The organism is Bacillus sp. z14 (2026) (assembly GCF_058313575.1).
The window spans coordinates 103,555-121,449 of the sequence record NZ_JBZFQK010000002.1; the positions used below are offsets into that span (position 1 = coordinate 103,555).

Annotated in this window: 19 protein-coding genes; 13 read left to right on the top strand and 6 right to left on the bottom strand. The window is 36.9% G+C overall.

Annotation, left to right across the window (positions count from 1 at the left end; genetic code table 11):
- Positions 1–14 precede the first annotated feature (14 nt).
- The gene (locus AC4G3O_RS06440; protein WP_066101938.1) at positions 15–914 is read right to left on the bottom strand and encodes a PucR family transcriptional regulator; all 900 of its coding nucleotides are present in this window, start codon (positions 912–914) and stop codon (positions 15–17) included.
- Between the two features lie 31 nt (positions 915–945).
- Positions 946–1,161 carry a YheE family protein gene (locus AC4G3O_RS06445; protein ID WP_490552129.1) on the bottom strand — a complete coding sequence of 72 codons (216 nt, stop codon included), beginning with the start codon at positions 1,159–1,161 and terminating at the stop codon, positions 946–948.
- Between the two features lie 199 nt (positions 1,162–1,360).
- Between AC4G3O_RS06445 and AC4G3O_RS06450 the strand changes: the two genes are divergently transcribed.
- From AC4G3O_RS06450 to AC4G3O_RS06470, 5 genes are all read left to right on the top strand, one after another.
- The gene (locus tag AC4G3O_RS06450; RefSeq protein ID WP_491135980.1) at positions 1,361–2,497 is read left to right on the top strand and encodes a DUF445 domain-containing protein; all 1,137 of its coding nucleotides are present in this window, start codon (positions 1,361–1,363) and stop codon (positions 2,495–2,497) included.
- Positions 2,498–2,590: 93 nt separating this feature from the next.
- A complete protein-coding gene (locus AC4G3O_RS06455; protein ID WP_066101929.1) occupies positions 2,591–2,941 on the top strand; it encodes a YlbF/YmcA family competence regulator in 351 nt (116 codons plus the stop codon).
- 171 nt (positions 2,942–3,112) lie between these two features.
- Positions 3,113–3,982: an HAD hydrolase family protein gene (locus tag AC4G3O_RS06460; RefSeq protein ID WP_491135981.1), complete on the top strand. Its 870-nt coding sequence runs from the start codon at positions 3,113–3,115 to the stop codon at positions 3,980–3,982.
- A 673-nt stretch (positions 3,983–4,655) separates the two neighbouring features.
- Positions 4,656–6,158, top strand: a complete 1,503-nt coding sequence (locus AC4G3O_RS06465; RefSeq protein ID WP_066101923.1) for a coproporphyrinogen III oxidase — start codon at positions 4,656–4,658, stop codon at positions 6,156–6,158.
- A gap of 154 nt (positions 6,159–6,312) precedes the next feature.
- On the top strand, positions 6,313–7,104 hold the full coding sequence (locus AC4G3O_RS06470) for an enoyl-CoA hydratase (protein WP_139891505.1): 792 nt from the start codon (positions 6,313–6,315) through the stop codon (positions 7,102–7,104).
- Between the two features lie 46 nt (positions 7,105–7,150).
- Here the strand turns inward: AC4G3O_RS06470 and AC4G3O_RS06475 are convergent, their stop codons facing one another.
- Positions 7,151–7,336, bottom strand: coding sequence for a YhzD family protein (locus AC4G3O_RS06475; protein ID WP_491135982.1), 186 nt, complete (start codon positions 7,334–7,336; stop codon positions 7,151–7,153).
- A gap of 152 nt (positions 7,337–7,488) precedes the next feature.
- On the opposite strand from AC4G3O_RS06475, the gene AC4G3O_RS06480 reads away from it, so the two are divergent.
- The 6 genes from AC4G3O_RS06480 to AC4G3O_RS06505 all read left to right on the top strand — a co-directional run bounded on the left by AC4G3O_RS06480 (position 7,489) and on the right by AC4G3O_RS06505 (position 15,340).
- Positions 7,489–8,388, top strand: coding sequence for an ABC transporter ATP-binding protein (locus AC4G3O_RS06480; RefSeq protein WP_148630830.1), 900 nt, complete (start codon positions 7,489–7,491; stop codon positions 8,386–8,388).
- On the top strand, positions 8,381–9,619 hold the full coding sequence (locus tag AC4G3O_RS06485) for an ABC transporter permease (protein WP_139891502.1): 1,239 nt from the start codon (positions 8,381–8,383) through the stop codon (positions 9,617–9,619). The genes AC4G3O_RS06480 and AC4G3O_RS06485 overlap by 8 nt, the downstream gene beginning before the upstream one ends.
- Before the next feature lie 216 nt (positions 9,620–9,835).
- Positions 9,836–11,059: a metallophosphoesterase family protein gene (locus tag AC4G3O_RS06490; protein WP_066101903.1), complete on the top strand. Its 1,224-nt coding sequence runs from the start codon at positions 9,836–9,838 to the stop codon at positions 11,057–11,059.
- 18 nt (positions 11,060–11,077) lie between these two features.
- Positions 11,078–14,056: an ATP-binding protein gene (locus AC4G3O_RS06495; RefSeq protein ID WP_491135983.1), complete on the top strand. Its 2,979-nt coding sequence runs from the start codon at positions 11,078–11,080 to the stop codon at positions 14,054–14,056.
- A gap of 65 nt (positions 14,057–14,121) precedes the next feature.
- Positions 14,122–15,060 (top strand): 3'-5' exoribonuclease YhaM, encoded by a 939-nt coding sequence (yhaM, locus tag AC4G3O_RS06500; RefSeq protein ID WP_066101894.1) that lies wholly within the window; start codon positions 14,122–14,124, stop codon positions 15,058–15,060.
- Between the two features lie 109 nt (positions 15,061–15,169).
- Positions 15,170–15,340 (top strand): sporulation YhaL family protein, encoded by a 171-nt coding sequence (locus AC4G3O_RS06505; protein WP_066101891.1) that lies wholly within the window; start codon positions 15,170–15,172, stop codon positions 15,338–15,340.
- 38 nt (positions 15,341–15,378) lie between these two features.
- Here the strand turns inward: AC4G3O_RS06505 and AC4G3O_RS06510 are convergent, their stop codons facing one another.
- On the bottom strand, positions 15,379–16,227 hold the full coding sequence (locus tag AC4G3O_RS06510; protein WP_066101888.1) for a peptidylprolyl isomerase: 849 nt from the start codon (positions 16,225–16,227) through the stop codon (positions 15,379–15,381).
- 282 nt (positions 16,228–16,509) lie between these two features.
- Between AC4G3O_RS06510 and AC4G3O_RS06515 the strand changes: the two genes are divergently transcribed.
- Together AC4G3O_RS06515 and AC4G3O_RS06520 are read left to right on the top strand one after the other, a co-directional pair.
- The gene (locus AC4G3O_RS06515; protein WP_066101885.1) at positions 16,510–16,596 is read left to right on the top strand and encodes a YjcZ family sporulation protein; all 87 of its coding nucleotides are present in this window, start codon (positions 16,510–16,512) and stop codon (positions 16,594–16,596) included.
- Positions 16,597–16,630: 34 nt separating this feature from the next.
- A complete protein-coding gene (locus AC4G3O_RS06520) occupies positions 16,631–16,717 on the top strand; it encodes a YjcZ family sporulation protein (RefSeq protein WP_066101882.1) in 87 nt (28 codons plus the stop codon).
- A 184-nt stretch (positions 16,718–16,901) separates the two neighbouring features.
- Here AC4G3O_RS06520 and AC4G3O_RS06525 read toward each other — a convergent pair whose 3' ends face one another.
- Positions 16,902–17,090 carry a hypothetical protein gene (locus AC4G3O_RS06525; RefSeq protein WP_066101879.1) on the bottom strand — a complete coding sequence of 63 codons (189 nt, stop codon included), beginning with the start codon at positions 17,088–17,090 and terminating at the stop codon, positions 16,902–16,904.
- Positions 17,091–17,299: 209 nt separating this feature from the next.
- Positions 17,300–17,875, bottom strand: coding sequence for an HTH-type transcriptional regulator Hpr (locus AC4G3O_RS06530; RefSeq protein WP_066101876.1), 576 nt, complete (start codon positions 17,873–17,875; stop codon positions 17,300–17,302).
- Between the last annotated feature and the right edge of the window lie 20 nt (positions 17,876–17,895).

Here is a 17,895-nt window from a genome sequence, read left to right on the forward strand (position 1 = left end):
GGTTGCACTTATAGTTAATTTGTATTCTCCAGTAACCGGATAGCTAAATAGGCACATAAGCTGTCTTCGAATTTTCGAACATCGAGATTGGTAATTTCATAAAATTTATCAAGACGATATTTTAGACTGTTACGGTGAAGAAAAAGCTGTTTTGCAGCAACAGTAGCATTGGCATTAGCTTTAATGTAAATCATAATAGTTTGGAGTAGATCTTTTTCATTTTCTAAAGTGCCGAGTAGATTTTTAGCTAGAGTTATACATAAAGTTTGATTTTTACCTAGTAATAAAAGATCCAAAAAAGCTGAAGAAAAAGTAATGACTTTATCTTTTGAGTTATACAGACGTATGGTTTTAAAGCAAGTATCTTCTGAAGAAAAATACGTTATGATTTCATTCGAAAGCGGATAATTATTTCCTATAAATAAACGGAAATGTGCGTATAAATCGCTTTCAAGGGTATGAATGACAGCATTAAAATCTTGATTTGTGAGCAAAGTGGATTTGGTGTTTTCTATAATGACTCCGCTAGATGGGTCCTTCCAGCAAATGACCGGGTCATGAAAAAAGCCATTTATAGCATCGGAGAAGTCTGTAATATTAATATCATTGTTTGGAAGATTATAATGAATAAAGCGGTATGACCCATCTTCAATTTTCGGCAATGGTGCAGAATCCTGTTGGTATAATAATTTGTGCCAATGCATTTGCTGGGCAGATCTATTAAGTTCTTCAGTATGAAGCAAAAAGGGTTCTAAAAAAATATTTAATAGAGCCAATTGATCAGATGATACAGACCTTTTTGGAATACCGATATATTGATTCGCATTTTCTATGTACCAATAATAGGATTGATCCTCCAACGGATATGAAACACGGATTGCGTTGGGAAAGAGTATAAGTAAGTCAGTGTTCATGAGTAATCCTCCAAATATTTTGTATCATAGTCTATTGATTATCATATACATGATAAAGCATCAATTCGTGTACTCTGGATTCTAATTCTGGTTTAGCATAGTCAGATGGCTGTGTTTCAATCCAAGTAATAGAACCATCCTTATGGTAAACTCCTTTATACCGTTTTTTTTCAAAGTAGAAGGAAAACTTCCAACCAGGTATTTTTTCTGTTTCATATAATGATTTCCATTCAAAATGATTAATCAATAGATTGCACCTCAAATCTAAATTTAATAGCAATAATTATAATTATACACTTTAAATAAGCATTTATATCCAATTACAACCTCGCATAAAGAAAGCTATCATCAAAATCTTTGAAAAATGGACACCGATGGTTGCAATTTAATAGTAGATAAGACTAAACTATTTCTTACAAACAGGAAGTTTTAAAAAGGAGTTACTTATGAGTACATTTATAACGATTATCACAGTGGTTGTAGTAGGGGCCTTAATAGGCGGTATTACAAACGCCTTGGCCATAAAAATGCTATTCCACCCCTATGAGGCTATTTATATCTTTGGTAAACGCTTGCCATTTACGCCTGGGTTAATACCAAAAAGACGAGACGAATTGGCCGAGCAGATGGGGAAGATGGTTGTAGAACACTTAATCACTCCAGATAGTATTAAAAATAAATTGCTTACTGGTACTGTCAAAGTGGAAGCTAAGAGAATTGGAGAAAATATATTAGATAAAACAATTTTTTCTGATATCTCTATAGAAAAGGCGCTTGAAAAAGCTGGGTTGGCTGATATTCCGGATTTAATCGTAAGAAAAATTGAATCCCATTCAACAAATTGGTTAGAGGATTGGTATTTGCAGCATAAAAATAAACCTATAGCAGCCTTTATACCAGCAAGTGTTGAGGAGAAAATAGAGAACAAAATACCGGATGTATCTCATTATATCTTGGATAAGGGAATCGCTTTTTTTGCCAGCAATCAAGGTAAGGAAAGACTTCAAAAAATGGCAGATGATTTCATGAGGGAACGGGGAAAACTCGGTGGAATTATGCAGATGCTATTAGGAAATGTAAATCTTGGCGAGAAACTTCAGCCGGAGATTATTAAATTTCTCTCAAATCCTGGGACTAGGGATACGCTGACACAACTCCTGCATAGTGAGTGGCATAAAATAAAACATAAGCAGATTTCAGACGTGGAGGAATTCTATTCATTGGATGAAATGAGAAGTTTACTCCATAAAGGAATTATAACCGGCTATAAAAAAGTGGATTTATCTAATCTGACACTTAATCAGATAACTGGTGAATGGAATGAGACCATCAAGGGAAGATTGCTGCCAAATGTTATTGAAGAGGTTGCAGCGATTTTAATTGAAAAAGTACCAAGCATAATGGAAAAATTGAAACTAAAGGAAATTGTCCGTGATCAGGTTGCTTCTTTTCCGGTGGCTCGTCTGGAAGAAATGGTACTGTCTATCACAAAAAGTGAATTGAAAATGATTACGTATTTAGGAGCCCTATTAGGAGGCTTGATTGGAGTTTTCCAGGGAATCTTTATGATTTTGATGAATTAAAACCATTCCAGTAAACATACAATGGATGTATAATGCTTTCGATAATGGTATAGTAAGAGAGACTTCAGTGTAATAGAAAACAGGAGGTATATGATGTCAGTTAATTTATATGATTTAGCGTATACAGTAGAAAAAGGAATACGTGAAAGTGCAGAATACCAAGAACTAAAGAATCAATACAATGCGATAATGGCTGATGAGCAAGCAAGAACGATGTTTAACAATTTCAGAGATATTCAGCTAAATCTTCAGCAAAAACAAATGATGGGTCAGGAAATTACTGAAGAAGAAGTAATGCAGGCTCAAAAAACTGTTGCGCTTGTGCAACAACATGAAGCGATTTCTAAATTAATGGATGCTGAACAAAAAATGAGCGTCATCCTAACAGATCTCAATCGTATTATCACAAAACCATTGGAAGACTTGTACGGAACACAATCCTAAGCATATATGGAACCGATTAGTGTCGAAGCTTCTCTGCCAGTTAGATTTATTTAATTGGTGAAGGGAAGTTCAGGGCGCTAAATCGGTTCTTTTTTCTTTATAACTGTTCTATTTCTGCCAAAATCCTCATACAGAATGTATATGGGCATCATGAAAGGTGGATTGGACATCATGGTATATAAACTGTTAATGATTAATATGGATGGTGCACTATTATCTTCAAAAGGAAAACTCCACACTCATACAAGAGAATCAATTGAATACGTTGCTAAAAAGGGAGTAGAAGTAGCTCTGATGACCTCTGAAAATTATGACTATACACAAAGAACCGGAAAAGCTCTTAGATGTAATCCGCATATTATTGCGCATCAGGGTGGCTTTATTTTGGAGAATCTTCATAATCCTATTTTTGTTAAGCGAATACCTGAGAACACTACCCTCGATATCGTTCGTTTTTTAGAAAAATTAAGCGGGCACATCCGTTTAATTCATGAGGATATGACAATCGGAAATAGAATGGATCTTCCAACACCGCTCTTTGCAAGAATCAAATGGACGCCGGGAGAGACCAATATATATGCCCAGCAATTTGTAGATTCTCTAGATGAGTATTTACGCACCCATCCGATGTCTCCATTGCAAATTGATATATATATAGATAAGAAACAGGACAGAATAGATGCAAAGTCTGGTCTTGAAGCGATGTTTGAAAACGTAATGATCCAGGAGAGTCATCCGAATAAACTTGTGATTTTACCAGAACAAGTCACAAAAGAGAAGGCTTTTAACTACTTATTAAAAAACAGGGGTATAGCAGCAAATGAAGTGGTCTTAATTGGCAGTGATCAAGATGAATCGGAGCTGGTAAGAAATGTGGGACTTGGTGTAGCTGTGGCAAATGCTGATGCAGCGGTAAAGCGCTCAGCCAAATGGATTACCCGCAGTAATGATGAACTGGGTGTGGCCTATCTCATTAAAGAGGTATTCAGAAGACAGCATCCAATTGGCTTCTTAAAAAAGATGAATATCAAAACTGACTAAATAGGTGTTGAAGGTGTTTTTTACCACCTACCAAAAGGATGGCTCCTCTGGGGTTATCCTTTTTTATTGGGCTTCGGTAATAAATATTGTCGGTTTAGGGTTTCGTTATGATGATAAAGGTGCTATGTAGGGCTGAAACAGTTTTCTTGGCAATTAAATTAATTTTGTGTACTTAATTCTTGGCAAGAGATGTAGGATATTCAGCCCAACGAGGATGAATCCAGCCGAATTGAGCATAGATTCAGCTTAACTTCGTAATAATCCGGCCGATTCAGCTGAAAATCCAGCCAAACTCCGTAATAATCCAGCCGATTCAAACAATAATCGAGCCAAACGCCTAAATGGGGCCATTCCTTTACTCTTTTGATGGAATCCAGCTTCGGCTTCTAGGAACTCAAGTCATCAGTAAATACTCAGCGGAGGCCTGCAGGATTTAGTTCACAATGATCTTTCTACGCGATGTGGTGCTTCTTAGTCTTTGCTCAATAGGACCCTTCCTCTCAGTACTCTTCTTATGCTTGTCGCTCCTAGGCAGTCTCCTAAGCTTTTTTATTGGCTGAATAGCTTCATTCCCAAATAGTCATGATAAGGAAGAGATGGTTTATTTGTGATTGACCGCTGTCTTGATGTTCAGTAAACTGATATGGATTGAATTTTTGAAAAGGGGATAGGCATGCGTATTTTAATAAATGGCATTGAGGATGAAAGGCTGTATCGGCCCTTATCTTTAATTGCGGACTTATTTTTTGAAGAGGCAACACTGCTTAATAGCGATGAATCACCATCGGATTTATCAATTACATTAAAACAAGAAATGATTAATCATACATTATATACAAAAGCGATACTAGAGGATTCTACATCTAATAAAGTACATGAATCCACATTTGAAAGAGATGTCTTGAATCAGACGGATGAAAAGGCTCTTTTTAAGCAAAAAAAGCATTCCTATTCTTATGTTTTTTTAAAGGTTTTGGAACAACATACAGGAATGATTCAGAAGTGGGGATTGTTGACAGGTGTTCGTCCCACAAAATTGTGGCATCAATATGTGAAAAAGAATATAGATGCATCTGTTGCCAAGAGAGAGCTGAGCGCCTCCTACTCCATTACAGACGAGAAATTAAATTTACTGGAGGAAATTGCTGACCGTCAATTAGAAGTCATTCCAGATTTATATGATTTGAAAAGGGAAGTGAGCATTTATATAGGAATTCCTTTCTGCCCTACTAAATGCGCCTATTGTACATTCCCCGCTTATGCAATTAATGGACGTCAGGGAAATGTAACATCATTTCTGGGTGGACTGCATTATGAAATGCGAGAAATCGGTAAATGGCTGAAGGACAATCATATAAAAATTACTACTATTTACTTTGGCGGCGGTACACCTACGAGTATATCAGCTGAAGAAATGGACATTCTTTACGAGGAACTATATGAATCATTCCCTGATATTAAAAATGTACGGGAAATTACGGTGGAAGCAGGTCGGCCGGATACGATTACACCGGAAAAATTGAAGGTCTTAAAAAAATGGAATATTGATCGAATCAGTATTAATCCACAGTCCTATACACAGGAAACATTGAAGGCGATTGGGCGACATCACACGGTAGAGGAAACAATTGAAAAATATAAACTGGCTAAAGAGGCCGGTATGAATAATGTGAATATGGATTTAATTATAGGGCTTCCGGGTGAAGGTGTCCCTGAATTAAAGAATAGTTTACACGAAACAGAAAAATTGATGCCGGAATCATTGACTGTTCATACGTTATCCTTTAAACGGGCTTCTGAGATGACGAGAAATAAAATGCGCTATAAGGTTGCGGATCGTACGGAAGTAGAACAAATGATGAATGAAGCTGAAAAGTGGACTGCAGCCCATGGATACCATCCATACTATTTATACAGACAAAAGAATATACTGGGTAACCTGGAGAATGTCGGATATTCATTACCTGGAATGGAGAGCTTGTATAATATCCTGATTATGGAGGAGCAGCAAACGATCATAGGACTTGGATGTGGGGCAGCAAGTAAATTCATTGATCCTGATACTGGAAAAATCACGCACTTTGCCAACCCAAAAGATCCAAAATCCTATAATGATAGTTATGAGCATTATACAACTAAAAAAATTGATTACTTAAAAGAATTATTTTTGCGCTGAAATTAACAAACCGAGTTCTTGTTTGGATGAAGAACTCGGTTATTTTTTCTTCTAATATACAAATAATTCTAATAAATTACACCTTTTTTGTGTTAAAACGCTTACATAAACCTTTATAATAAATATATATCAAATTTGAAAGGGGATTTTGCCAGTGAAACCTGCCTCTATTATCAAGAGCGTGCTTGTGGAAAAGGAAGGCACTGTAGCTACCGTGTCATTAAACCGTCCTGAAGTATTAAATGCTCTTAATAAAGAGATGCTTGTTGAATTAAACAAGGAATTAAAAGCATTGAGTCTTGATGAGGAAATTACAATTATTATTCTTAAAGGAAATGGCAACGGATTTTGCTCAGGCGGCGATATAAAATCGATGTTTAATTTAGGCAGTGAAAAAGATTTTTATGGAATAATGGATTGTATTAACGAACTAGCCATGGCCATGTATACGATGCCAAAATTAACAATTGCAGCAGTTCACGGGGCAGCAGCGGGACTTGGATTCAGCCTTGCCTTGGCCACTGACTGCATTATTGCAGAGCAGGAGAGTAAATTAGCCATGAATTTCATTGGGATCGGCTTGATTCCTGATGGCGGAGGGCACTTCTTTCTAGAACGAAGACTGGGAGAATTGAAAGCTCAGGAAGTAATCTGGGAAGGTAAAGTGATGAGCGCTGAGCAGGCATCAGAAATTGGATTGGTTGATCTGGTAACAACGAATAGCCTTGAGGATGAGGTTCAGAAAAAGGTAAAAGAATGGCAGGCAAAACCAATTTTGTCTATGATCCGGACGAAGAAAATTCTTGCTGAAACAAATCGTCCTAAGCTATTGAAGATGCTTGAATTGGAGAAATACTCGCAATATGTAATGAGACAAACAGAGGATCATGAAGAAGGTATCAAGGCGTTTGTTGAGAAAAGGAAGCCTAATTTTAAAGGGAAATAAAAAGGTTTGTATGATTCCGTTATAAACGGATCATACAAACCCTTTCTTATCTATGGAATAATAGTAGCTTGCCAAGCGGTGAGGTGAACCGATGTGTCTTTTCTTCGTATTCTTTTTCAGCTAAAAGCTTTTGTCCAAGTTCTTTTGCGCTTTCATCATTCTCTGCCTGAATCGATTCTTCTAAAATCTTTTCACCATCTGCTTCAAACACGGTTAATTTATAGAATTTCATCTTTATTCCTCCTAAATTCAGCTGATCAGCAGTTGATATTATTTTCGCATAAGAAGACAAAATTTGTAAAGTTTAGAATTACCTTTCAATTTATCAGGTGGATATATTAGAATATATATAGACATAAAAATTGATAAAAGGGGGAAATGCTTTTGACTTTACTGGTAAATAACGTAGTAAAACAATTTGGAGAATTTACAGCAGTAAATCATCTTTCACTTGATGTGGGAGAGGGAACGATGTTTGGTATGCTCGGGGCAAACGGGGCTGGTAAGACTACTACTTTCAGAATGATTCTTGGTTTATTGGACCCTACAGAAGGGAGCATTAGTTGGAAGGGAAGGAAAATTGACTATTCCACAAGCTCGACGATAGGTTATCTTCCTGAAGAGCGAGGGTTGTATCCAAAGATTAAAACGGGTGAACAATTAATTTATCTGGCTCGTTTGCGAGGGATGAACAAATCGGATGCAATGCAAGAAGCAAAAGTCTGGTTGGATCGCTTTAATGTCCCGGAATATTTCGATAAAAGAGTTGGTGACCTTTCTAAAGGAAATCAACAAAAAATACAATTTATTGCCTCTGTTATACATAAGCCAGAATTGTTAATTTTGGATGAACCATTTAGCGGTTTGGACCCTGTAAATGTTGAATTATTAAAAAAAGCGGTTCATGATTTAAGAAAAAACGGAACAACTATCGTCTTTTCCAGCCACCGTATGGAACACGTAGAGGAATTATGTGAACAGCTCTGCATACTTAAGCAAGGAGAGGCAGTCGTTAATGGTTCACTAAAGGATATCAAACGTTCCTATGGCAAAAAGAATGTATCTATACATGCTGATTTTGATCTTAAATTCCTGACTGATTATCCTGGTGTGACAAAAGCAGTAGAAGTAACGGAAGGAATTCATTTGCAAATTGCGGATGAGAAGAATGCCGAATTAATCTTACAGGATACAGTTAAGCGTGGTTTCATACGTAAATTTGAATTGGAAGAACCATCCTTGAAGGATATCTTTATTGAAAAGGTTGGTGCTCAATATGAATAAGTTTTGGATTATGACATTTCAGACGTATATATCAAAGGTTAAAAGTAAGTCATTTGTCATTTCGACTGCAGTTATTTTATTAATGGTTCTCGCTTTTACGAACTTGGATCGAATTATCGGTTTGTTTGATGAAGGTGATACAACAATTGGAGTTGTGGAAAATTCAGGCAATTTCTATGCCGCGCTGGAAAAGCAGCTTGATAGTAGTGGGAGCGAATTAAGCCTGAAAGCATATAAATCTGAAACTGAAGTAAAGAAAGCTGAAGAAGAGGGAGAATTGGAAGGATATTTATTGCTTGAAGAGCAAGACGGTATTCCAATAGGTGTGTATAAGGCCCAATCCATCGCCAATTCAAATGAAAGTACAGAAATTCAAAATGCTTTGCAGCAAATACAAACAAGTATTCTAACAAAGCAGGTTAACATAACAGATGAGCAGCTGGCAGCTATCTATAAGCCCGTTTCCTTTGAAGTCGTCCCATTAAATAATCAGGCTAAATCAGAGGAAGAGCTTAATCAGGCCCGCGGCCTAGTCTATGTGATGATCTTTGTCATTTATTTCTCTGTTATTGTGTATGCCGGTATGATTGCCAACGAAGTGGCCATTGAAAAATCATCACGTGTGATGGAGATCTTAATTTCAAGTGTGTCACCAATTCAGCAAATGTTCGCGAAAATCACTGGAATTGCTCTGCTGACATTGACACAGCTTGCCATATTTGTGCTGGTTGGATATTTATCATTTAAAAGCAGCAGTGGGATGGGAGAAATTTTCGAGGCTTTTGGCTTTGACAATATGAAAGCGAAGACGATTGTTTATGCAGTTATATTTACCTTCTTAGGCTATTTATTATATGCAACAATGGCAGCGTTTCTTGGTTCCTTAGTAAGTAAGATTGAAGACTTGCAACAAATGATCATGCCAATGACCATGCTGGTTATCCTGGCTTTCATGCTTGCCATGACCGGGCTTGGCAATCCGGAAGCAACCTTTATAAAGGTGTCATCCTATATTCCGTTCTTCACGCCTATGCTAATGTTTATGCGTATAGGAATGCTTGAAATATCCAATATCGAAATTGCGATAAGCATTGGTATTCTGCTTGTGACGATTGGACTATTAGCCTATTTTGGAGCTAAAGTCTATAAAGGCGGAGTTTTAATGTATGGAAATTCAAGTTCTTTTAAAGATATTAAAAAAGCACTTGATTTAACAAACAGCAATAAGTAAACAAGGACTCACTTCCAAATGGGAAGTGAGTTTTTTATGGTTCTTAGCAGGATATTTGATTTGCTTAAATAAAGGCATCCTTTGCAATCACCTGGCTGATTACGGGGAGGTAACAATTATCTAATAATATTTGTATATGAGATAATTAAATTTACGTTTTTTTTGATTAAAAGAACAATCGTTTGTAGTAAAATGGCATGGAAGGAGTGTGGTACAGTGCGAGGCGTAAAATTTATACATGCAGCTGATTTGCATTTGGGCAGCGTTTTTTCAGGATTTCAGCATATGCATAGTGCCATTTATGAAAAAATAAAAAACAGCGGATATTCAGCATTAACAAGGCTCGTGGACACGGCAATTCAGGAAAGAATTGATTTTGTTATTTTTGCTGGAGATATTTATGATAATGAAGAACGAAACTTGAAAGCACAATTGAAATTTAAGGCTGAAATGGAAAGATTGGAAACCTATTCGATTCCTGTCTATTTAATTCATGGAAATCATGATTACATGAATGGGAATTACTTTGATATAAGCTTACCAGCGAATGTTCATCTGTTTGGACGCGAAGTAGAAGTTAAACAATTTATTAAAGAAAATGATGCAACTGCCGTAAATCTTTATGGATTCAGTTACGACAAGCGTCATATACATGACCGGGTTATTCAGGAGTATAAAAAGGCAGACGATGGTGATTATCATATTGGTATTTTACACGGTAATTTAGATGGAGAGAGTGCTCATGGAAACTATGCTCCTTTTACCAGAAGTGAACTGCTTAGTAAGCAATTTGATTACTGGGCTCTGGGGCATATCCATAAACGAATGGAAATCCTGCAGGATCCACCAGCCATTTATCCAGGATGCTTGCAGGGGAGAAATAAAAAAGAGACAGGTGAAAAAGGGTTCTATATAGTCTCTATGTCAGGGTCAGATACTTCTTTAGAATTTGTACCTGTATCGACAGTCGAATGGAAAACAGAAACCATTCAGGCAGATCATATTTCATCTGTAAACGAACTTATAGCTGAAATGGATAAAATAAAAGAGGGTGCGTATGAGCCGGATAAGTCTATTCTGCTGAATATTATGATCGATGCATCTGATTGCAAAATGAATCCTGAATGGCTGTTTGTGGATATGGATCATTTACTTGAAGGTCTCCAGGATGAGGAGATGGATGAGATTTCTGTATGGATCCATTCCTGTACACTGATTCCACCCCGCTATGCAAGCAGAGGCGGAGAGCTGTCAGATACATTTATTGATGAACTTTTGAGGACAACTGCCAATATGAATTCTGAGCAGTATCTGAAATACGGCGAAGCTCTCTTTACTCATTCTGCGGCAAGGAAATATATAGAGCCATGGGAGGATAGCGAGTGGCAGCAAATCTTGGACGAGGCAACGCTTGAATTAGTAAAGCGCCTGAATCGTTAAAAATGAGGAGAAAATGCTTTGATTATAAAGAAAATACATATATATGGATTTGGTAAATTTGTAGACTACAAACAAGAATTAACATCAGATATAAATGTATTCTACGGAGAAAATGAGGCTGGTAAATCAACGATTTTTTCCTTTATCCATGCCATGTTATTTGGATTCCCTGCTAAGAACCAAACAACAGCCTCCTACGAACCGTCGGGGAGCGGCCGGTATGGTGGAAAACTGGTCATTGAGCTCCCTGAAATAGGTGAAATAACGATTGAAAGAGTTAAAGGGCACCAGGGTACAGAATGTGGAGTTTATAACAGGTTTGGGAGAATAGGGGGGGAGGAGAAAATAAAAGAATGGTTGAAGGGAGTCGACCGAAACTTCTATGAATCTATATACTCCTTTAATCTAGACGGCTTGCAGGATATCTATCGTCTGGAAGAAGATCAATTGGGCAAATATCTCTTTTTTGCTGGCATGAGTGGCAGTGAAAGGCTTTGGGAGATGGAAGCAGGCTTGCAAAAGCAAATGGACAGTCTATTTAAGCCAGGTGGAAAGAAGCCTATTCTGAATCAAAAGCTGGCTGAATTAAAGCAAAGCTCCCAGGCAATTCAAAAAGCAAGGGAGAAAGAGAAAAGCTATAATACCTTTTTGAGCGAAGAAAGGGAACTAAGTAAAGAAATTTCGCTCACTCAAGAACAAATAGAGCGAATAAAAACGAACTTAATTCATTTAATGGACTGGAAGAGACTGTTGCCATCCATTCAGGAGCTTGCTTCCATTGAAGTGCGCCTGTCAGAATTAGAAGAATTTCCTTTTCCGGTAAATGGGATGGGGCGCATGGGAAAGATAGAGGCTGAAAGGTCGGCAAAGGAAACATTTCTGCAAACTCAGTTAAATAAATTGAAAGTACTCCAAAATGAAAAGGATTCCCTCCAAGTCAATGAACAGTGGCTGGCAAGTGAGGAGAGGGTACGTCAAGCCGAGCTTTATAGTGATAAATTGATCATCCTACTCGAAGAAATTAGGACTCAATCGATCGAATTAAAGCATATAGAGGATAAAATCATTAAGCTTCAGGGAGAATTACATACACAATTTGATCCTGTTATGGTTGAAAGTTTTGATACAAGTATCTTTCGGAAAGAAGAAATTAAACAGATAGAATTAGAGAAGCATACACTTGCCAAGAAGAAGATGGAGCTTGATGCTCAGCTTGAAAAAGAACGAGTCAAATTGGAACAAATCGAGCAAATCACTGAAATTTATGAGAGAAAATTGCTGCCTGAAAATGAAAGAGAAAGGCTTAAAAGAATAGTAGAGCAGTATGAACATGCTGACAAGGCAGCACAGGAAGAGAAGTCAGCCAAGGAAGTGATCCAGCGATTAAAGCAACGAAGGAATCAAGCGTTGGAATCAGAGAAAAAGGGTAAGAAAAAACAGAAAGTTATTCTGGGCTCGGTCTTACTGGCTTCCATTTTGGCGGTTCTTTTATTAATCTTAGGCGGACAGCTTGGCGTTGCATTGATTGTGGCGGTTGTTGGTATCGTACTCGTTATATATATAAATTCGATGAATGGCAATCAATTGCAATCTGAGGAATTAGCGAAAGAAATTAACTACTATGAGGAAATTGTAAAAAAATCATCTTCGATTTCAATTGATGAACAAAGCTACAGAATGCAAAAAAGTATGCTTGAAGAGGATACGGCAAATCGAGAAAAATACAAGCTGGAATCACTGCGCAAAGAGCAACAGGAAGCAATATTTGACAGTTTAATTGATTCCTTTGAAGAATGGGAAAAAGAGTTGGCGCTTTGTAAACATAAATTGATTACGCTCGGAAATGAATGGTCATTGCCTAATGAGGTGTCATGTACGATGCTTTCAGATGCTTTTGAGCGAATTGAACAAATTAAAAACCTTATGTTGGAGAAGAGCAAACTCATTTCATTGCTTGCTTATACAGAGGAGAAAAAGGATGAGTATATCCGCTATATAGGGAAGCTTTCAGAGGAATTTGGTGTTACGGGCACTCAAAGTATCGAGCAAATAAACTACTCTATTGTTCAGAAGTACAAAGAGAATGAATTGGTCAATAGGCAAAAAAATAATATGCTCGAAAAAATACAGGAGCTCGAGGAAGAAATTATACCTTTAAAGGACTTGTGCAGACAGCTAAATCAAGAAAAGCAGCAATTGCTTCAGGAAGCAGATTGTCATGAAGTGGAAGGGTTCTATCAGCGCGGTAGAGATGCCGAAGAAAGAAGTCAGCTCAGCATAGCAAAGAGACAATTGATTGGGCAGCTGGGACGTTATGCAAATCTCGATCAGTACCATTCTGTTACAGACTTGGTTTTAAAGGATAGAATTGAGGAACAAGAGGCTGAGCAGTCTTCCTATGAATCAACATTAAATCGGTTACGAAAAAGACTTGCAGAGGTAAAGTACGAGATAAATAGGCTTGAGGAGGATGGAACAGTAGAGGCGTTGCTTCATAACCATCAGCTTTTAAAACAGGAATTTCAAGTGTTGGCTAAGAAGTGGACAACGCTCAGCCTCATGAAGGGGACTCTGGCTGAGTCTATAACGACGTATAAAGAAGAAAAACTGCCTGCAATTATTGAACAAGCTAATGGGTATCTACGTAACCTTACGAATGGAAGATATGAAAAAATCCTATTCTCAGAAAATGGTGAGGGACTCTCTTTATTGGACCATAGGGGATTAGAGGTTCATTCGAAAAATTTGAGCAGAGGGACGGCAGAACTTACTTATGTATCTATAAGGCTTGCTTTAGCGGGTACGATTGATGGAAGAAAAGAATGGCCGCTGATCATGGATGATACGTTTGTCAATTTTGATGATAAGCGAACGGAAAGAATGATTTCTCTATTAAAGCATATTAGTAAAGAGGGGAATCAGGTTCTCTTTTTTACCTGCCATGATCATATTGCTGCGATGTTTAATGGGCAGAATATCATCCAATTAACAAGATGATTTTTAATATTAATTTGCCTTCGCATGATATAATAAATATTGGAATGGACCGGGGAGGGATATACATGAAGGGAATTGCCCATCATGAAGTTGGAGATACGATAGATCTTCATCTATTCATAAAGAATGCTATAAAAGGAACAGCAAGTAATGGAAAACCTTTTTTATCTTTAATTTTCCAGGATAAAAGCGGAGAAATAGAAGCAAAGCTTTGGGATGTAAAACCTGAGGATGAACAGCTGTATATGCCGGAAGCAATCGTACGGGTAACAGGAGATATACAAAATTATAAAGGTAAGCTTCAGCTTCGGATTCGATCAATTCGCCTAAAGTACGATAATGAGACGGTTAATATTGCTGATTTATTGCCGACTGCTCCTCTTGGAAAAAATGAAATGTCTGAAACGATTACAAAATATATATTCGAGATGACGAATCCTAATATACAGCGGATTACTAGACATTTGGTTAAAAAATATTTTAATGAGTTTTTGGAATATCCTGCTGCCACGAAAAATCACCATGAATTTTTCTCTGGTCTGGCATATCATGTTGTATCGATGTTAAACTTAGCAAAATCAATTGCTGAGCTATACCCATCATTAAATAAAGATTTATTATATGCGGGAGTCATCCTTCATGATCTCGGAAAAGTGAAGGAACTATCAGGACCAATTGCGACTACTTACACAGTGGAGGGCAACTTGCTTGGCCATATTTCCATTATGGTGAATGAAATCGGTAAAGCTGCTGATGAATTAAATATTCAGGGGGAAGAAGTTCTTATTCTTCAGCATATCGTTTTAAGCCATCATGGAAAAGCGGAATGGGGAAGTCCGAAACCGCCATTGGTTAAAGAGGCAGAGGTTCTGCATTATATTGATAATTTGGATGCGAAAATGAATATGATGGATCGTGCGCTTGATCGGGTAAAACCGGGAGAATTTACAGAGCGAATCTTCCCTCTCGATAATCGCAGCCTTTATAAACCGAATATCAAATAGATTATCGATTTTAAAAATATGCTTTCCTTTAAGTGGAAAGCATATTTTTTTTTTAAAAGCATATAGTTTTAAAAAGGATGCTTAATCCTTAAGGAGGGGGAGGACAAGCTTGTCAATTTTTATTGGAGTAATCATAGCTGGTATCTTCTTTAGTGCCTTTATGACCATAAAATCAATCAGGGAAGAGCAAAAAGTTGATGAATCGTGGATTGAACAGGAGGGGAATGTTTATATAGAAAGAATGGAAGAAGAAAAAAGAAAAAGAGCAATGGCACAATAAAAACTCGACCAAACCGGTCGAGTTTTCTGTTTCACCTATTAGAATGCATCTTTTAAATCTTTATCTTTTACTTCAACATCAGCATCATCAATCACTTTTTGAATAGCTTCTTGAGCTTTTGCGGAATCTAGCTTGGTCATTTTAACGTTTCTAGTTACTTCATCTTTGGATTCTTCAAAAGAAGGATTGTCATTTTCTTTCTTCTCTGTTACTTGAATGATATGGAATCCATGCTCAGTTTGTACAGGATCAGAAATTTTGTTGACTTCAAGGCCGTATGCAGCATCTTCAAATGCAGTTACCATTTGTCCAACCCCAAACCAACCAAGGTCTCCACCTTTATCTTTATTGGCTGTATCTGTTGAATATTCTTTTGCCAAATCCTCGAATTTTTCACCTTTATCAAGCTTAGCCTTTACTTCTTTCGCTGTTTCCTCATCTGCTACAAGAATATGGCGAGCTTTTAAGTCGATTTTATATTTGTTATTATAGTAATCCTTAAGTTCTTTATCTGTTACTTTGATTGTATCAAGAGCGGCTTTTTCCTGTAAAAGATTGAATTTCACAGATTCTTTAAAAGCTTCTTCATCTTTAAAGCCAGACTGTGCCAAAGCTGCTTCAAAATTTTCGCCAAGATTTTCTTTGGCTTCTTCAACCTGTTTATTCACTTCTTTATCTGTTACTTTATATTTATCAGAGAGAACTTTTTTATATACGAGTTCTTTTACTGCTTGATCCCCGTATTGATCTTTTAGTTGTTGATAAAGCTCCTCTTTAGTAACATTTCCTGCTTTCGTTTCTACCACTGCTTCATCAGATTCATTATTGCAGGCTGCAAGACTGACAAGTAAAGCTGCTGATGCCAACGTAATTAACCATTTCTTCATCCATTACACTCCTTTTAGCGTGTTGCCAAGTAAAAGTATTTCATAACAAGCCTAACTATAACACAAAAATTCTGTTAAAAAAAGGATAAGCACAAATGTTATTTGATAATTATAATAATTGGAACAATCTTACTTAAATTCTAATCAGCGTTTTCATGGAATCTCATGTGTTTTTAAGTCTGTTTAGGGTCTTCATTAAAAATCATTTATTTAAGCAAAAGGCCCATTCCTTTTTGTGGAAATTGAATATGATACGGTAGCAGCTCAAAAGGAGGTGTGATCATGAGTCAAGGATTTGGTGGAGGATTTGCTTTCATCGTAGTTCTGTTTATTCTACTCGTGATTGTTGGTGCGTCATATGTGTACTAACTAAGTAAGTATGTAACTGAAGGGAGGATACAACATGTCTGGTGGATACGGCGGAGGTTTCGCTTTATTAGTAGTTTTATTTATCTTGTTGGTTATCATTGGGGCATCTTGGATTAACTAATTCAAGATTTGCAAAAGAGTGCTGCACGAACGTGGTCATGAGTACCAATTGGGCGTATGCAAGCTGAAATCATGTATATTCTCAGGCAACTATGGAGAAGAATTCAGACATTTGCAAAATCCTCTAAAAGGTCACCTATGATCTATAGGTTGAACGAAAGACGAGTGTGAGTAACACTCGTCTTTTATATGGTGTAGAATATTTCAATATAAGTAGAGATTAACAGGATGGTAATAAGGATATTGATTGTTCGAAAAAATTTGGCCTGTTTAGCTTCTGGCAATTCCTTTTTAGTACAGAAGCTGTCTGATAATTTATTGATATAATACAAAATAAAAAGTGCAAATAATGAAAACCAAATGAGAGGTATCATCCTGTTATCCTCCTTGACGCTAGTATCTCTCTAACATTATCAAAAAAGTATCAATTCTGTAAAGAATATGAATCGTTAGAACATTAATTACTCGGGAAATTAAGAGGGGGAAGAAAACGAGGGATATATAAAACATTGTGATTAAATACACAAGCCCATTCAAGATAAAAGCGGAGGTATGATAGATTAGTGTCCGCTTTTATCTATTATTATTGAATGGGCTCTTTTTGATTTTCAATTTTTTCGAGAATTCCATTTTCGTCTGTGAATTCATTCTCAAGATTTGCAAATGATTTTTCGAATATATTCATAAAGTCGTCACCATAGATATTTTTAACAATCGCCATCATTTCCATCATATCAGGGAATTTTCCGTATAAGTCTTTTAAGGGTTGAGCACCTAAATAGACGGAGTTCTTGGATGAATCGAATACGCTTACGATTTCAAGCAATAGTTCGTTCCCTTCATCTGTAAGCTCAATATAGGTGTTACGTTTGTCATTTTCCTTTTTTGAAAATCTGAGAAGACCACGTTCTTCCAGCTTTTTTGAAAAGTTAAAGGCTGTAGATACATGCATAACACCGAACTTGGCCACATCAGATATGGATGCTCCCTTAAGATGATAAGCAATCCATAGAATATGATGTTCATTGATATTTAAATTATAGGGTTTAATCCACTGCTGCCAGTCTTTTTCAATTGCTTTCCAGAGAGCTTTGCTAAGCTGAGCAACCCGCTGGGTAAATAGCATGGCTTCTTTGATGGAATTTAAATTTTCAGTCATAATACGCTCACCTACTTTTC